16 protein-coding genes are annotated in these 15,222 nt (G+C 72.5%); 12 read left to right on the top strand and 4 right to left on the bottom strand.

The features are described from left to right. Positions 1 to 23: 23 nt before the first annotated feature. The 3 genes from GA0070613_RS26535 (at position 24) to GA0070613_RS26525 (ending at position 2,941) form a co-directional block, all read left to right on the top strand. Positions 24 to 1,178: a site-2 protease family protein gene (locus tag GA0070613_RS26535; protein WP_172875905.1), complete on the top strand. Its 1,155-nt coding sequence runs from the start codon at positions 24 to 26 to the stop codon at positions 1,176 to 1,178. Then, positions 1,175 to 2,167, top strand: coding sequence for a tRNA (adenine-N1)-methyltransferase (locus GA0070613_RS26530; protein ID WP_172875904.1), 993 nt, complete (start codon positions 1,175 to 1,177; stop codon positions 2,165 to 2,167). Before GA0070613_RS26535 ends, GA0070613_RS26530 begins: the two co-directional genes overlap by 4 nt. Positions 2,168 to 2,368: 201 nt before the next feature. Next, positions 2,369 to 2,941, top strand: coding sequence for a hypothetical protein (locus GA0070613_RS26525; protein WP_089014762.1), 573 nt, complete (start codon positions 2,369 to 2,371; stop codon positions 2,939 to 2,941). A gap of 82 nt (positions 2,942 to 3,023) precedes the next feature. Here GA0070613_RS26525 and GA0070613_RS26520 read toward each other — a convergent pair whose 3' ends face one another. Next, a complete protein-coding gene (locus GA0070613_RS26520) occupies positions 3,024 to 3,320 on the bottom strand; it encodes a ferredoxin (protein WP_089014761.1) in 297 nt (98 codons plus the stop codon). Positions 3,321 to 3,496: 176 nt separating this feature from the next. On the opposite strand from GA0070613_RS26520, the gene arc reads away from it, so the two are divergent. From arc to prcA, 6 genes are all read left to right on the top strand, one after another. Then, positions 3,497 to 5,278: a proteasome ATPase gene (gene arc / locus GA0070613_RS26515; RefSeq protein ID WP_089014760.1), complete on the top strand. Its 1,782-nt coding sequence runs from the start codon at positions 3,497 to 3,499 to the stop codon at positions 5,276 to 5,278. Between the two features lie 181 nt (positions 5,279 to 5,459). Further along, entirely contained in the window at positions 5,460 to 6,977 is a 1,518-nt protein-coding gene (dop, locus tag GA0070613_RS26510; RefSeq protein ID WP_089014759.1) for a depupylase/deamidase Dop, read from the top strand. Positions 6,978 to 7,084: 107 nt separating this feature from the next. Next, positions 7,085 to 7,297 carry a ubiquitin-like protein Pup gene (locus GA0070613_RS26505; protein ID WP_089014758.1) on the top strand — a complete coding sequence of 71 codons (213 nt, stop codon included), beginning with the start codon at positions 7,085 to 7,087 and terminating at the stop codon, positions 7,295 to 7,297. A gap of 38 nt (positions 7,298 to 7,335) precedes the next feature. Further along, entirely contained in the window at positions 7,336 to 7,851 is a 516-nt protein-coding gene (locus tag GA0070613_RS26500; RefSeq protein ID WP_231929491.1) for an endonuclease VII domain-containing protein, read from the top strand. Further along, the gene (gene prcB, locus GA0070613_RS26495; RefSeq protein WP_172875903.1) at positions 7,770 to 8,609 is read left to right on the top strand and encodes a proteasome subunit beta; all 840 of its coding nucleotides are present in this window, start codon (positions 7,770 to 7,772) and stop codon (positions 8,607 to 8,609) included. The genes GA0070613_RS26500 and prcB overlap by 82 nt, the downstream gene beginning before the upstream one ends. Positions 8,610 to 8,670: 61 nt before the next feature. Next, positions 8,671 to 9,510, top strand: coding sequence for a proteasome subunit alpha (prcA, locus tag GA0070613_RS26490; protein WP_089014756.1), 840 nt, complete (start codon positions 8,671 to 8,673; stop codon positions 9,508 to 9,510). 111 nt (positions 9,511 to 9,621) lie between these two features. Here prcA and rfbB read toward each other — a convergent pair whose 3' ends face one another. Continuing rightward, positions 9,622 to 10,599 carry a dTDP-glucose 4,6-dehydratase gene (rfbB, locus tag GA0070613_RS26485; protein WP_089014755.1) on the bottom strand — a complete coding sequence of 326 codons (978 nt, stop codon included), beginning with the start codon at positions 10,597 to 10,599 and terminating at the stop codon, positions 9,622 to 9,624. 134 nt (positions 10,600 to 10,733) lie between these two features. On the opposite strand from rfbB, the gene pafA reads away from it, so the two are divergent. From pafA to GA0070613_RS26470, 3 genes are all read left to right on the top strand, one after another. Continuing rightward, a complete protein-coding gene (gene pafA, locus GA0070613_RS26480) occupies positions 10,734 to 12,092 on the top strand; it encodes a Pup--protein ligase (protein ID WP_089014754.1) in 1,359 nt (452 codons plus the stop codon). A 60-nt stretch (positions 12,093 to 12,152) separates the two neighbouring features. Beyond that, complete coding sequence (locus GA0070613_RS26475) at positions 12,153 to 12,347, top strand: hypothetical protein (RefSeq protein ID WP_089014753.1); 195 nt, start codon at positions 12,153 to 12,155, stop codon at positions 12,345 to 12,347. 172 nt (positions 12,348 to 12,519) lie between these two features. Next, positions 12,520 to 13,068, top strand: coding sequence for a carboxymuconolactone decarboxylase family protein (locus GA0070613_RS26470; RefSeq protein ID WP_089016216.1), 549 nt, complete (start codon positions 12,520 to 12,522; stop codon positions 13,066 to 13,068). Positions 13,069 to 13,077: 9 nt separating this feature from the next. On the opposite strand, the gene GA0070613_RS26465 is transcribed toward GA0070613_RS26470, so the two are convergent. Both GA0070613_RS26465 and GA0070613_RS26460 read right to left on the bottom strand, forming a co-directional pair. Continuing rightward, positions 13,078 to 14,163 (bottom strand): DUF3866 family protein, encoded by a 1,086-nt coding sequence (locus GA0070613_RS26465; RefSeq protein WP_089014752.1) that lies wholly within the window; start codon positions 14,161 to 14,163, stop codon positions 13,078 to 13,080. A 43-nt stretch (positions 14,164 to 14,206) separates the two neighbouring features. Beyond that, positions 14,207 to 15,220, bottom strand: a complete 1,014-nt coding sequence (locus GA0070613_RS26460; RefSeq protein ID WP_089014751.1) for a cation diffusion facilitator family transporter — start codon at positions 15,218 to 15,220, stop codon at positions 14,207 to 14,209. Positions 15,221 to 15,222: the final 2 nt, after the last annotated feature.

The following is a 15,222-nucleotide window of genomic DNA, read 5'->3' as shown; positions in this document are numbered from 1 at the left end:
CGGCCCCGCGTAGCATCGGTGCGGTGCAGCAGCCGTCCCGACCACCACGCCGGCCCGGGCGCCGTCCCGGTCTGACCGTGGGCCGGGTGTTCGGGGTGCCGCTGCACCTGGACGCGTCGATGGTCCTGCTCACCCTGGTGGTGACCGTCGCGTACGCGGCGCTGGTCCGCCGCCAGCTCGACCTCGGCCCGGTGGCCGGCTATCTGGTCGGCGCCGGTTTCGTCGTCTCCCTGCTCGGCTCCGTGCTGCTGCACGAGCTCGGGCACGCGCTGACCGCCCGCCGGTACGGCATCGGTGTGCGCGGTATCACCCTGGAGCTGCTCGGCGGGTACACCGAGATGGACCGGGACGCCCCCAGTCCCCGGGTCGACCTGCTGGTCTCGCTCGCCGGCCCGGCGGTCTCCGCGCTGCTCGGCGCCGCCGCCGTCGCGGCAACCCTCGCCCTGCCCGACGGCACCCTGGCCGACCAGCTCGCCTTCCAGCTCGCGGCGAGCAACGTCGTGGTGGCGATCTTCAACAGCCTGCCCGGGCTGCCGCTCGACGGCGGTCGGGCGCTGCGCGCGGCGGTGTGGGCGCTCACCGGGGACCGGCACCGGGGCACCGAGGTGGCCGGCTGGGTGGGCCGCGTCGTCGCCCTCGGCACCCTGGCCCTGGTCGTCCTGCTCACCCTGCGCCGGGCACTGCCGCCGGTGCTGCTGCCGCTGATGCTGCTGGTGGCGTTCACCCTGTGGCGGGGCGCCGGCCAGTCGATCCGGTTGGCCCGGATCAGCCGCCGCCTCCCGCTGATCGACCTGGCCCGGCTGGCCCGACCGGTGCTGCCGGTGCCCAGCGGCACCCCGCTGGCCGAGGCGCAGCGCCGCCGCGCGGAGGGCCCGGCACCCGACGCCGCGCTCGCCGTCGTCGACTCCGCCGGCCGGCCGGTCGCCCTGGTCGACCCGGCCCGTGCCGACGCCGTACCCCCGGAACGCTGGCCGTGGCTCGCGGTGGACGCGGTGTCCCGCAGCCTGGACACGGTCCCGGCGCTGCCGGTCGGCGCGGACGGCGAACGGGTGATGCAGACCGTGCAGACCCACCCGGGCGCACAGTACGTCGTGACGGCAGGCGAAGATGTCGTCGGCGTTCTGCACATCGCGGATCTGGCGCAGCTCCTGGAACCCAAACGGAAGATGAACACGTGACCGCACAGCCCTCCACCGTCCCGGCCGACCCCGCCGCCCCGGCGCTGCCCCCCGTGCACCGGGGGCCGTTCCGCCCCGGCGACCGGGTGCAGCTGACCGACCCGAAGGGGCGGATGCACACCGTGACGCTGGAGCCCGGCAAGGAGTTCCACACCCACCGCGGCATCCTCAAGCACGACACGCTCATCGGGCTGCCCGACGGCAGCGTGGTGACCACCACCGGGGGCGGCACCGCCTTCCTGGCCCTGCGCCCGCTGCTGTCGGACTACGTGCTCTCCATGCCGCGCGGCGCCCAGGTGATCTACCCGAAGGACTCCGCGCAGATCGTCGCGATGGGCGACATCTTCCCCGGCGCGAAGGTCCTCGAGGCCGGCGCCGGCTCCGGCGCGCTCTCCTGCTCGCTGCTGCGGGCCGTCGGCACGGAGGGTGAGCTGCACTCCTTCGAGCTGCGCGACGACTTCGCCCAGATCGCCAGGCGCAACGTCGAGGCGTTCTTCAACGGACCGCACCCCGCCTGGCGGCTGCACGTCGGCGACGTCGCGCAGTGCCAGGAGACCGGGTTCGACCGGATCATCCTGGACATGCTCACCCCGTGGGAGACCCTCGACATGGTCGAGCGGGCGCTGGTGCCCGGCGGCGTCTTCATCGGCTACGTGGCCACCACCCCACAGCTGTCCGAGCTGGTCGAGGCGCTGCGCGAGCGCGGCGGCTGGACCGAGCCGCGTGCCTGGGAGTCGCTGGTCCGCGACTGGCACGCCGAGGGCCTGGCCGTCCGCCCGGACCACCGGATGATCGCGCACACCGCGTTCCTGGTCTCCGCGCGCAAGCTCGCCCCGGGGGTGACCGCGCCGCCGCGCCGCCGCAAGCCGAGCAAGGGCACCGAGGCGTACGTCCAGCGCCGGCAGGCGCTGCGCGAGGCCGAGGCGGCCCGGCAGGCGGCGGCCGGTGCGGAGCCGACGGGGCCGGCGGAGGAGCTGGACCAGCCGTGACTCCGGTGGCTGGTCGACCCGGCATGCGGCAGGCGATCATGTGTCCCGGCGCGGACCGGCGCCGGGACGACACCGAACGGGTGGAGACGGTGGCATGAGCGAGCGGATCGGGGCGCGCGGCGCGATCCGGCCCCGCGCGGGCCTCGGCGGCGGCGCCGGTCGGCGCGCCCGACCGTGCGCCGGGCGGGCGGGGGAGGCGGCATGAGCAGCCCGGGCTTCGGCAACGGGGACCTGCCCGCGGTCTTCCCGGACTGGTCGCCGTACACCGACCTCGAGTCGGCCGCGCGGGCCTACCTGCGCGACCCGGACGTGGCCCTGGAGGCGCTCGGCGGGGTGCTGCGCGGGGCCTCCGTGCTCGGCTTCACCCTGGAACGCTTCGTCAACGAGGTCAACGGGGTGTGGCAGGAGGTCGTCGTCTGCGACGGCAGCCGGCTGGTGCTCTGGCACGGCGAGGACGTACCGCCGGGGGAGGGACCGCCCGGGTCGATGACCTCGTCGCTACGGGTGGTGCCGGTCTCCACGGTGACCGAGGTCGGCTGCCGGCGGCGGCTGAACCGGTCCGACACCGGTGAGATCCGGGTCGACAGCATCGACGTCTATCTGCTGCTGACCTCGCTGGACGAGGCGCCGCCCGGGGATGAGCTGGTCGCCGGGCCGCGGCACGACGCGCTGCGCTTCGGCAAGACCCTCGACGACGGCGGCGCGGGACAGATCGCCCGGTTGGAGGAGTTCGCCCGGCTGGTCGCCTCGGTGGTCGGCCGCCCGATGCTCTGAGCCTCGCCCCGCCGGCGAGCGGCCCCGGGGGCCGGAGCCGGTTGCCGGCGCCCACCGGCCGCGGGGCCGGCAGGCGGGCGGCTCAGTCCTCCTCGGCGTCCGGGCCGGCCACCTCGGCGCCGTCGCTGCCGCGTACCACGTGGATGCACTCGCCGGGGCACTCCTTCGCCGAGTCGATCACCTCGAGGCGCAGGTGCTCGGGCACGTCCACCCGGCTGCCCGGGGCCAGCCGCAGCTCACCGTCGGCGCCCTTGACGTACGCCAGGCCGTCGACGTCGAACTCGAAGACCTCCGGCGCGTACTGCACGCAGAGCCCGTCGCCCGTGCAGAGGTCCTGGTCCACCCAGACCTGAAGCTGGTCCGTCGCGACCTGCGTCATCGTGCACCCCCCATGTTCTCCCGTCCCACCCTGCGACGGTACCTGAACGCCAGTACCCGCCCGTCGACCAGCCCTTGGCGATCAAGCTTCGGTGACGAGCGCGTTGCGCGGGACCGAATCGGGCTCATAGCGGCTAGTGTTAGGTCAGAACGTTCAAGCCCCCGGGGAGGTGGGACGTGGCACGCAGCGACGACGCGGACTCGCGCGCCGCACGGTGGGAGAAGGAGGCCCACGATCTCTCCACGCAGGTCGCGTTCCTTCAAGAGGAACTCGCTCTGGTGCGGCGCAAGTTGACCGAAAGCCCCCGACACGTCCGGCAGCTCGAAGAGCGGCTGGCGGCCACCCAGGCGCAGTTGGCGCGGCTGACCGAGAACAACGAACGGCTCGTGGGCACCCTCAAGGAGGCTCGCGCGCAGATCGTGACGCTCAAGGAGGAGATCGACCGCCTCGCGCAGCCACCCAGTGGCTACGGCGTCTTCCTGGCGAGGCACGACGACGGCACGGTGGACGTCTTCACCGGCGGGCGCAAGCTCCGGGTCGCCGTCTCGCCCTCGCTCGAGGTCGACGAGCTCCGGCGCGGCCAGGAGGTCCTGCTCAACGACGCGCTCAACATCGTCGACGCGTTCGGGTACGAGCGGGTCGGCGAGGTCGTGATGCTCAAGGAGATCCTCGCGGGTCCCGGGGGCGCCCCGGGCGACCGGGCGCTGGTGGTCTCGCACTCCGACGAGGAGCGGATCGTGCACCTCGCCGAGACCCTGATCGGCTCGCCGATCCGGGCCGGCGACTCGCTCATGATCGAGCCCCGCTCGGCGTACGCGTACGAGCGGATCCCGAAGAGCGAGGTCGAGGAGCTGGTCCTGGAGGAGGTGCCTGACGTCGACTACACCGACATCGGCGGCCTCCAGGCGCAGATCGAGCAGATCCGCGACGCGGTGGAGCTGCCCTTCCTGCACGCCGACCTGTTCCGTGAGCACCAGCTCCGGCCGCCGAAGGGCATCCTGCTCTACGGCCCGCCCGGCTGCGGCAAGACGCTGATCGCCAAGGCGGTCGCCAACTCGCTGGCCAAGAAGATCGCCGAGCGGCGCGGCGAGGAGAAGCACACCAGCTTCTTCCTCAACATCAAGGGTCCCGAGCTGCTCAACAAGTATGTCGGCGAGACCGAGCGGCACATCCGGCTGGTCTTCCAGCGGGCCCGCGAGAAGGCCGGCGAGGGCACCCCGGTGATCGTGTTCTTCGACGAGATGGACTCGGTGTTCCGCACCCGCGGCTCCGGCGTCTCCTCCGACGTGGAGAACACCATCGTCCCGCAGCTGCTCAGCGAGATCGACGGCGTGGAGGGCCTGGAGAACGTCATCGTCATCGGCGCCTCCAACCGGGAAGACATGATCGACCCGGCGATCCTGCGCCCCGGCCGGCTCGACGTGAAGATCAAGATCGAGCGGCCGGACGCCGAGGCGGCCAAGGACATCTTCTCCAAGTACATCCTCGCCGGGCTGCCCCTGCACCCGGACGACCTGGCCGAACACGGCAGCGACCCGCAGGCCACCGTGGCGGCGATGATCGACGCGGTCGTCCTGCGGATGTACTCGGAGACCGAGGAGAACCGCTTCCTCGAGGTCACCTACGCCAACGGCGACAAGGAAGTCCTCTACTTCAAGGACTTCAACTCCGGCGCGATGATCCAGAACATCGTCGACCGCGGCAAGAAGATGGCCATCAAGGAGTTCCTCACCTCCGGGCGCAAGGGGCTGCGGCTGCAGCACCTGCTCGACGCCTGCGTCGACGAGTTCCGGGAGAACGAGGACCTGCCCAACACCACCAACCCCGACGACTGGGCCCGCATCTCAGGCAAGAAGGGCGAGCGGATCGTCTACATCCGTACGCTCGTCTCCGGCGGCAAGGGCGCGGAGGCCGGCAGGTCGATAGAGACCGCCAGCAACACCGGCCAGTACCTGTAGGCCCGACCAGCACGACGGAGGCCCGTGGCGCGCCGCGCCGCGGGCCTCCGCGCGTCCACGACCGGCCGCCCACGCGCCGCCACACCGTACGCCGGCACCGCGCCGCGCCCCCTTACCGCATACCGGCGACTACGCTCGACGTGACGGGGGACCGGGACGGGCGAGCGGGAGCGGGCAGTCGATGAGCGTAAGACGGATCATGGGCACCGAGGTCGAGTACGGCATCTCCGTGCCCGGCCAGGCCGGGGCCAACCCGATGGTCACCTCCTCACAGGTGGTGAACGCCTACGGGGCGCGCCCGGAACTCAACCGCGGTGGCCGGGCCCGCTGGGACTACGAGGAGGAGTCGCCGCTGCGCGACGCGCGCGGCTTCACCTACTCCGGCGCGGCCTACGACCCCGCCGAGGCGCTCGCCGACGAGGACCTCGGGCTGGCCAACGTCATACTCACCAACGGTGCCCGGCTGTATGTCGACCACGCCCACCCGGAATACTCCACGCCCGAGGTGACCAACCCGCTCGACGTGGTGCGCTGGGACAAGGCCGGGGAGCGGGTGATGGCCGAGGCGGCCCGCCGCGCCGCCACCATCCCGGGCACCCAGCCCATCCACCTCTACAAGAACAACACCGACAACAAGGGCGCCAGCTACGGCTCCCACGAGAACTACCTGATGCGGCGGCAGACCCCGTTCGCCGACATCGTGGCGTACCTGACGCCGTTCTTCGTCACCCGGCAGATCGTCTGCGGCGCCGGCCGGGTCGGCATCGGCCAGGACGGCGGCCAGAACGGCTTCCAGATCTCCCAGCGTGCCGACTTCTTCGAGGTCGAGGTCGGGCTGGAGACCACCCTTAAGCGGCCGATCATCAACACCCGCGACGAGCCGCACGCCGATGCCGACAAGTACCGCAGGCTGCACGTCATCATCGGCGACGCCAACCTGTCGGAGATCTCCACCTACCTGAAGGTCGGCACCACCGCGCTGATCCTCACCATGATCGAAGAGAAGGCGCTCGGCCCGGACCTGGGCATCGCCGACCCGGTCAGCGAGCTGCGCGCGGTCAGCCACGACCCGTCGCTCAAGCACCTGATGCGGCTGCGCGACGGCCGCAAGCTGACCGCCCTGGACGTGCAGTGGGCGTACCTGGAGCGGGTCCGGTCCTTCGTGGACGATCGGTACGGCAGCGACGTCGACGAGCAGACCGCGGACGTCCTCGCGCGCTGGGAGAACGTGCTGGACCGGCTCGGCCGCGACGCCTTCCTCTGCGCCGACGAGCTGGACTGGGTGGCCAAGTTGCGGCTGCTGGAGGGGTACCGGGAGCGGGAGAAGCTCGCCTGGGGCTCGCACAAGCTCCAGCTGGTCGACCTGCAGTACTCCGACGTCCGGCCGGAGAAGGGGCTCTACCACCGGCTGGTCTCGCGCGGGTCGATGAAGACGCTGCTGACCGACGAGCAGACCCGGACCGCGATGACCCAGCCCCCGGAGGACACCCGGGCCTACTTCCGGGGCCGCTGCCTGGCCCAGTACGCCTCCGAGGTGGTCGCGGCGAGCTGGGACTCCGTCATCTTCGACGTGGGCCGGGAGTCGCTGGTCCGGGTGCCGATGATGGAGCCGGAGCGGGGCACCCGCAAGCACGTCGGCGCGCTCTTCGACCGGTGCGCCAGCGCCAAGGATCTGCTGGAGACGCTGACCGGGGGCTGACCGCCGCCGGACGCAGGCCCGTCGTACGCCGGAAGCCGGCGCGCGGCGGGCTTTTCGTCGCTCCCGCGAGGTAAGTTCATCGCAGGCGATCGTGGAGGAGGCACCTGATGGCTACGCAAGAAGGCGGCCAGACCCAGTCCGGCAAGTCGACCCAGGGCGAGGAGATCGAGGACGTCACCGCGCAGGCCAACCCCGAGGTTGCCGAGCGCCACGCCGAGATCACCGAGGACGTCGACGACCTGCTCGACGAGATCGACTCCGTCCTCGAGGAGAACGCAGAAGAATTTGTCAGGGGCTATGTCCAGAAAGGCGGGGAGTGATGTAGAATGTCCGACTTGCCCAGCGAATCGGACAAGGCTTGCCCGCAATCGGCGAGCAGAAGAAGCCGTCTGCTCCGGTACCCGACGGGCTGAAGTGGCGCCCGGACTGCGACCGGATCAAGCCGCTCGACGACTTTCCCCGTACCAGGAAGGCCAGCGGGCGGCACACTTACTGCAAGCCCTGCCACAACGCCCGCGGCAGGGAGACCGCGCAGCGGCTCTATGGCGGCACTCGTGAGTACCACCTGCGACGGCGGTTTGGGATCGGGGAGAAGGAGTTCCGGGAGCTTCTCGCCGAGCAGGGCGGGGTCTGCGCGGTGTGCGGCGACCCCGATCCGGAACATGTGGACCACGATCATCGCACCGGGTGGGTGCGCGGGATACTCTGCTTCAACTGCAACGGTGGTCTTGGCCAGTTCCGTGACAGTCCCGCGAGGCTGGCCAGGGCGATCACGTACCTGAGAGGAACCACGTGGCAGCGGGTTTTGATCCATCCGGGCGTCTTCCAGATGTGTTCACCAACGCGGGGACGTCCTCCTTCACAGCGTTCCTGAGCAAGGTGGCCCCCGAGATGCTGCCCGGCCGACGGCCGCTGCCGCCCGGCATGGCCGCCGACATGGCGCCGCACGCGACCACCATCGTGGCCATCGCGGCCGCCGGCGGCGTGGTGATGGCCGGCGACCGGCGCGCCACGATGGGCAACCTGATCGCCCAGCGGGACATCGAGAAGGTGCATCCGGCCGACGCGTACTCGCTGGTCGGCATCGCGGGCACCGCGGGCATCGGCATCGAGCTGATGCGACTGTTCCAGGTGGAGCTGGAGCACTACGAGAAGATCGAGGGCGCGATGCTCTCGCTCGACGGCAAGGCCAACCGGCTGGCCTCGATGATCCGCGGCAACCTGGGCGCGGCGATGCAGGGCCTCGCGGTGATCCCGCTCTTCGCCGGCTTCGACCTGGCGGCCAGCGATCCCACGAAGGCGGGTCGGATCTTCAGCTTCGACGTGACCGGCGGCCCGTACGAGGAGACCGGCTACGACGCGATCGGCTCCGGCTCGCTCTTCGCCAAGTCCGCCTTGAAGAAGCGCTTCCGGGCCGGCCTGTCGATCGACGTCGCGATGCGGCTGGCGGTCGAGGCGCTCTACGACGCGGCCGACGATGACACGGCGACCGGCGGTCCGGATCTGACCCGCCGGATCTACCCGGTGGTGATGACGGCGACGGCGGAGGGCACCCACCGGCTCACCGACGCCGAGACGGCGACGATCGCGGAAGGCGTCGTCTCCGGCCGGATGGAGAACCCGGGCGGCTGACCCCGCTCCCACCTGACCAGTCAGCAGTCCGCAGCACAGCGCCCGAAGGAGAACCGCCGCCGTGGCCATGCAGTTCTACGCCTCGCCCGAGCAGATCATGCGCGACCGCTCCGAGCTCGCCCGCAAGGGCATCGCCCGGGGTCGCAGCGCGCTGGTCCTGAGTTACGAGGGCGGGGTGCTCTTCGTCGCGGAGAACCTCTCCAGCACCCTGCACAAGGTCAGCGAGATCTATGACCGGATCGGCTTCGCCGCGGTGGGCCGGTACAACGAGTTCGAGAACCTGCGCCGCGCCGGCGTGCGGATGGCGGACCTGAACGGCCTGAGCTACGACCGGCGGGACGTCAACGGCCTGGCCCTGGCGAACGCGTACGCGCAGACCCTCGGTGCGATCTTCACCGAGCAGTCGAAGCCGTTCGAGGTGGAGATCTGCGTGGCCGAGGTGGGCGCGACTCCGGAGGACGACGCGCTCTACCGGCTGACCTATGACGGCTCGGTCAACGACGAGCCGGGCCGGATGGCGATGGGCGGCCAGGCCGAGTCGATCTCCGGGGTGCTCAAGTCGCAGCACCGGCCGGACATGTCGCTCAGCGAGGCGGTCCGGGTGGCCGTGCAGGCGCTGAGCAGCGTCGGCGGGGAGGGCGGGGCGTCGCGGACGATCGCCGCCAACCAGCTGGAGGTGGCGGTCCTGGACCGGCGCCGGGTGGGGCGGAGTTTCCGTCGGATCACCGGGGCGGCGCTGACCGCGCTGCTGGACGGCGACGCCGACGCGGAGAGCGCGCCCGCTCCCGGGCGGGCGAAGACGCCGACGGTGCCGACGGAGGAGGCGAACAAGCCGACCACCTCGGCGGGCTCGGCCGACCTGGAGGGCCAGCAGACCGAGACCGACCAGCCGGAGGCGTAGCCGAACCGCGGGTCGTTATCGCGTCCGCATCGCCGACCTGGCGGTATCCGACCGCGTTGGATACCGCCAGGTCGCCGAACAGCAGTGGCTCCGGCGGCCGATGCACGGCCGTCAGCGGTGCGGCTTGAGCGGCTCCCACCAGGCCCGGTTCTGCCGGTACCAGTCGACGGTGGCGGCCAGGCCCCGGTCCAGGTCGACGGTGGGGGACCAGCCCAGCTCGCGGTTGCTGGTGGTGCTGTCCAGCGAGTAGCGCCGGTCGTGGCCCTTGCGGTCGGCGACCGGCCGCACCCGCTCCCAGCCGGCGCCGCAGGCGGCCAGTAGTCGTCCGGTGAGCTCCCGGTTGGTCAGCTCGGCCGAGCCGCCGAGGTGGTGGACGCCACCGGCGCGCCCCCGGGTCTGGGCCAGTGCGATGCCGTGGCAGTGGTCGTCGACGTGCAGCCACTCCCGGACGTTGCCACCGTCGCCGTAGAGCGGCGCGTCGTGCCCGTCGAGCAGGTTGGTGACGAAGAGCGGCGCGATCTTCTCGGGGTACTGGTATGGGCCGTAGGTGTTGGCGCCCCGGGTGACGACGACGTCCAGGCCGTGGGTGCGGTGGTAGGCGAGGGCGAGCAGGTCGGCGCCGGCCTTGGAGGCCGAGTACGGCGAGCTCGGGTCCAGCGGCGCCCGCTCGGTCGACGACCCGGTGGTCACGGAGCCGTAGACCTCGTCGGTGGAGACCTGCACGAAGCGGCGTACGCCGTGCCGCAGCGCGGCGTCGAGCAGGGTCTGGGTGCCCACGACGTTGGTGGTGACGAAGGCCGCGGCGTCGGTGACGGACCGGTCCACGTGGGACTCGGCGGCGAAGTGGACGACGACGTGGTGGCCGGCGACGGTGGCGTCGACCAGCGGCGCGTCGCGGATGTCGCCGCGGACGACCCGCACCCGGGGATCGGCGCGGACGGGGTTGAGGCTGCCCTCGGTGCCGGCGTAGGTGAACGCGTCGAGCACGGTTACCGCGTCGACGTCCACGGCCGGCTCGGCGCCGCCCAGCAGCCGCCGTACGTACGCCGATCCGATGAAGCCGGCGCCGCCGGTGACGAGGATCCTCACGGCTGGGAACGTACCGGCTCGCCGGTCGGGGCGCGGCGGGACCGCCGGCGCGGCAGGGGGCGCGTGGCGGCCGCCGGTGAGACGGCTGGGTCGAGCGCTGCCCATCTGGGGCCCCGGGCGGCTAATGTCACATCATGGAGCGGCGAATCTTCGGCCTCGAGACCGAGTACGGCGTCACCTGCACCTACCGCGGGCAGCGCCGGTTGTCCCCCGACGAGGTCGCGCGGTACCTGTTCCGGCGGGTGGTGTCGTGGGGCCGGTCGAGCAACGTGTTCCTGCGCAACGGGGCCCGCCTCTACCTGGACGTGGGCTCGCACCCGGAGTACGCGACGCCGGAGTGCGATTCGGTCACCGATCTGGTCGCCCACGACCGGGCCGGTGAGCGGATCCTGGAGGGGCTGCTCGTCGACGCGGAGAAGCGGCTGCACGACGAGGGCATCGCGGGTGAGATCTACCTGTTCAAGAACAACACCGACTCGGCCGGCAACTCGTACGGCTGCCACGAGAACTACCTGGTCTCCCGGCACGGCGAGTTCGGCCGGCTCGCCGACGTGCTGATCCCGTTCCTGGTCACCCGGCAGTTGATCTGCGGGGCGGGGAAGGTGCTGCAGACCCCGCGCGGCGCGGTCTACTGCCTGTCGCAGCGGGCCGAGCACATCTGGGAGGGCGTCTCCTCGGCGACCACCCGGAGCCGGCCGATCATCAACACCCGGGACGAGCCGCACGCCGACGCGGAGCGGTACCGGCGGCTGCACGTGATCGTGGGCGACTCGAACATGAACGAGGTGACCACGCTGCTGAAGGTGGGCACCGCCGACATCGTGCTGCGGATGATCGAGGCCGGGGTGGTGATGCGGGACCTGTCGCTGGAGAACCCGATCCGGGCGATCCGCGAGGTGTCGCACGACATCACCGGCCGGCGCAAGGTGCGGCTGGCCTCCGGCAAGGAGGTCAGCGCGCTGGACATCCAGCAGGAATACCTGGCCAAGGCGACCGAGTTCGTGGAGCGGCGCGGCGGTGACCAGACCGCGAAGCGGGTGGTGGAGCTCTGGGGCCGGGTGCTGCGGGCGGTGGAGACCGGCGACCTGGACCCGGTGGCCCGGGAGATCGACTGGGTGACCAAGCTGCGGCTGATCGAGCGGTACCAGCGCAAGCACGACCTGCCGCTGTCGCACCCGCGGGTGGCGCAGATGGACCTGGCGTACCACGACCTGCGGCGCGGTCGCGGCCTGTACGGGCTGCTGGAGCGGCGCGGCGAGGTGGACCGGGTGGCCACCGACCCGGAGATCTTCGAGGCGAAGGAGACCCCGCCGCAGACCACCCGGGCCCGGCTGCGCGGCGAGTTCATCCGGCACGCGCAGGAGAAGCGGCGGGACTTCACCGTCGACTGGGTGCACCTGAAGCTCAACGACCAGGCGCAGCGGACCGTGCTCTGCAAGGACCCGTTCCGGGCGTACGACGAGCGGGTGGAGCGGCTGATCGCCAGCATGTGACGGCGGGGCGGCCGGTGCTGCGGGCGCCGGCCGCCACCCCACCGGTACGCTGGCGACGCGATGAACACTTCCGAACCCTCCGGCCGCGACAGCGGCACCGAGAAGCTGAACTGGATCGACCGGCGCCGGGAGAAGATCCGCGCCGAGATCGAGCGCAACCGCCGCGGCGAGTACAAGGTGCCGACCTGGGTGTTGGCGGCTGTGCTGGTCCTGATCGTGGGGGCCTGGCTGGCCCTGATCCTCTTCGCCGGCTGACCGTCGCCCCGCTGACCGCGGGGCCGTCCGCGCCGAGCCTCGCGCGTTTCGAGCGGGCGGGTTGCGTGGCGTCGGACCGGTCGGGGGTTGAGCCGGACGGCCGGGGGTGGGAGGGTCTGCCCTGTCGGCGGCCGCCCGCACGGTCGGGGGCCCGAACAGGGACGGTGACGCCATCGCACACATCGATCTCGGCCTCGACGAGGCACGACACCCGGGCATCCAGGGCCTGCTGCGGTTCCGCCCGGAGACCGCCGGGCCGCTCAACGCCCTGGCGGAGACGCTGCTGCGGGCGCCGCACCCGACGCTGACGCCGGGGGAGCGGGAGCTGATCGCCGCGTACGTGTCCGGCCTGAACGACTGCGGGTTCTGCCGCGCGTCCCACTCGGCGACCGCGGCGGCACAGCTGCCGGCGGGGATGTCCCTCGTCGAGCAGGTGCGCGCCGACGTGGCGGCCGCGCCGGTCGGGGAGAAGCTGCGGGCGCTGCTGCGGATCGCCGCCGCCGTCCAGCGCGGCGGCCGGGAGGTGACCGGCGAGCTGGTCGACGCCGCCCGGGCCGCGGGCGCCACCGACCTGGAGCTGCACGACACGGTGCTGATCGCGGCGGCGTTCTGCATGTACAACCGCTACGTCGACGGGCTGGCCGCGTTCACGCCGGAGGATCCGCGGGCGTACGAGATGGGGGCCCGGCACCTCGTGGCGCACGGCTACGCGGCGGGCTGACCCCGCCGGTCAGCGGGTGAGCCGGGCGGCGTGCCGCCCGGCCGCCGCGGCGGCCAGGAAGTAGGCGTGGTCGGCGTCCAGGCCGCGTCCCATGGTGGACAGCGCCACCGGCGTGGCGCGCAGCGCGGTGTCGAGGCCATCGGTGGGCACCCGGACGATCCGGTGCCGCGCCGCGAGGGGGGCGAGGGCCGCGTCCACCTGCGCGGCCAGCGGCGGCGCCAGGCTGTCGGGCACGACCAGGTCCGCCGGGGCGAGCGCGACCCGGCCGTACGCGGTGAGGCTGTGGTGGGAGACGCCGCGGTGCCGGGGGCGGGGGTCGGCGTCGGAGATCCGCAGCGAGCCGACCGGGCGGCCGCCGAGGGTGGCGACGGCGTTCACCGCCTCGCCGACGGCGACCCCGGAGAAGCCCCAGCGGGTGCCGGTGCCCAGGTTGCCGGGTCCCTGGGCGACGACGGCGACGTCGGCGCGGAGCACGTGCCGGGCGGCGAGCAGCCCGCTGTGCAGGGTGCTGGCCTCCAGGTCGCCGCCGAAGGCCTGGCCGACGCTGACCGTGCCGACGAGGCGGTCGGCGAGCCCGGCGAGGGTGCGGGAGAACCAGGCGGGCAGCGCCCCGCCGTCGGTGAGCAGGTACGCCACCCGGGCGTCCGGGGCGTCGGCGTGGACCCCGGCGAGGATCGCCGGCAGGGCGGAGTGCAGGTCGGCGCTGACCACCGGCATCCCGTCCAGGCTCTCCGCGGCGGCGAGCAGTTCGTGGTGCGGGGAGGCCTCCTCGTCCACGCCGAGCAGGATGGGTTGCAGCGGGGTGTAGCGGGCCTTCACCAGGTGGCCGGCGTCGCGGGTGTCGAGGGCCTGCGGCGGGTCCGGCGGCAGCCGGTCGGGCAGCGCGACGACCAGGGCGTACCCGCCGGTGCCGAGGCCCATCAGCAGGGCGCCGGCGTTCAGCAGCACCCGGTCACCGGGCTCCGGGTCGCCGACCAGCGCCGGGTAGGCCAGGGCGCGCATCGCGGCGCCGTCGGGCAGGTCGACGTCGAGTTCGATGGCGCCGGCCCACCGCCGCCGCACCGCCGTGACCGTTCCGGACCGCCATCGCACCATGCCCGGCACGCTATCCGCGTCCGCCGGGCCGGTCGTGCCCGGGTCAGGACTGGCGGCCGGGGCCGGCCTCCCGGTCCGGCGGACGGTCGTCCTCGTCCTGGGTCTGGCGGGCGCGGCGGCCCCCGGCGCCCGGCATCGACCGGGTCGGGTCGAGGAAGACGTACCCGATCTCCGGGAAGCGCTCGGTGAGCCGGCGCTCGGCCTCGTCCGCGGCGGCCTCGATGTCGGCGCCGGTGGCGTCGTCGTGGAAGTCGACCTTGGCGGCGACCAGGATGTCCTCCGGGCCGAGCAGCATGGTCATCAGCGTGTCGACCCGGTCCACCGTCGGCAGGCCGGCCAGCTCGCGTTCGATCTGCCGGTGCACCCGTTCCGAGACGGCGCGGCCCACCAGCAGCGAGATGTTGCTCCGGGCCAGGATGGTGGCGACCGCCAGCAGCAGCACGCCGATGAGGATCGAGGCGACGCCGTCGTAGAGCTCGTCGCCGGTGAGGTGGGAGAGCCCGAGGCCGACGCCGGCGATCAGCAGGCCGATCAGCGCGGCGCTGTCCTCCAGGAACACCGCCTTGACGGTGGTGTCGGCGGTCAGGCGGAGGTAGCGGCGCGGGCTGGCCCGCCAGCGGCGGGACTCCCGGCGGACCTGCCTGACCGCCCGGGCCAGGGAGACCGACTCGATCGCGAAGGAGAGCGCCAGCACGATGTACGAGGCCAGGTAGGCGCCGGTGTGCTCGTGCACGAGGATCGTGGTCACGCCGTGGGTGATGGCGAAGCCGGCGCCGACGACGAACGTGAACAGCGCGGCGAGGAAGGCCCAGACGTAGCTCTCCTTGCCGTACCCGAAGGGGTGGCGGGTGTCGGCGGGCCGTGCGCCCCGGCGCAGCGCCAGGTAGAGCAGCACCTCGGTGGTGGTGTCGGCGACGGAGTGGGCGGCCTCGGAGAGCATCGCGGCCGAGCCGGAGATCAGCCCGGCGACCAGCTTGGCTACGGCGATGGCGAGGTTCGCCGTGCCGGCGACGACGACCGTGCCGACGCTCTCGGTCTTGACTTCCGCTTCCGACATGC

This window comes from Micromonospora inositola (assembly GCF_900090285.1).
GTDB lineage: Bacteria > Actinomycetota > Actinomycetes > Mycobacteriales > Micromonosporaceae > Micromonospora > Micromonospora inositola.
The sequence above is the reverse complement of the archived record's forward strand: the minus strand, read 5'-3'. Positions and strand labels throughout refer to the sequence as shown.

What these genes read in the sequence shown, in the direction of transcription:
- GA0070613_RS26525 (WP_089014762.1), top strand. Translation starts at nt 2,369, where the DNA reads ATGAGCAGCCCGGGCTTCGGCAACGGGGACCTGCCCGCGGTCTTCCCG.
- pafA (WP_089014754.1), top strand. Translation starts at nt 10,734, where the DNA reads ATGGAGCGGCGAATCTTCGGCCTCGAGACCGAGTACGGCGTCACCTGC.
- GA0070613_RS26475 (WP_089014753.1), top strand. Translation starts at nt 12,153, where the DNA reads ATGAACACTTCCGAACCCTCCGGCCGCGACAGCGGCACCGAGAAGCTG.
- GA0070613_RS26505 (WP_089014758.1), top strand. Translation starts at nt 7,085, where the DNA reads ATGGCTACGCAAGAAGGCGGCCAGACCCAGTCCGGCAAGTCGACCCAG.
- GA0070613_RS26520 (WP_089014761.1), bottom strand. Translation starts at nt 3,320, where the DNA reads ATGACGCAGGTCGCGACGGACCAGCTTCAGGTCTGGGTGGACCAGGAC.
- dop (WP_089014759.1), top strand. Translation starts at nt 5,460, where the DNA reads ATGAGCGTAAGACGGATCATGGGCACCGAGGTCGAGTACGGCATCTCC.
- GA0070613_RS26460 (WP_089014751.1), bottom strand. Translation starts at nt 15,220, where the DNA reads ATGTCGGAAGCGGAAGTCAAGACCGAGAGCGTCGGCACGGTCGTCGTC.
- GA0070613_RS26465 (WP_089014752.1), bottom strand. Translation starts at nt 14,163, where the DNA reads ATGGTGCGATGGCGGTCCGGAACGGTCACGGCGGTGCGGCGGCGGTGG.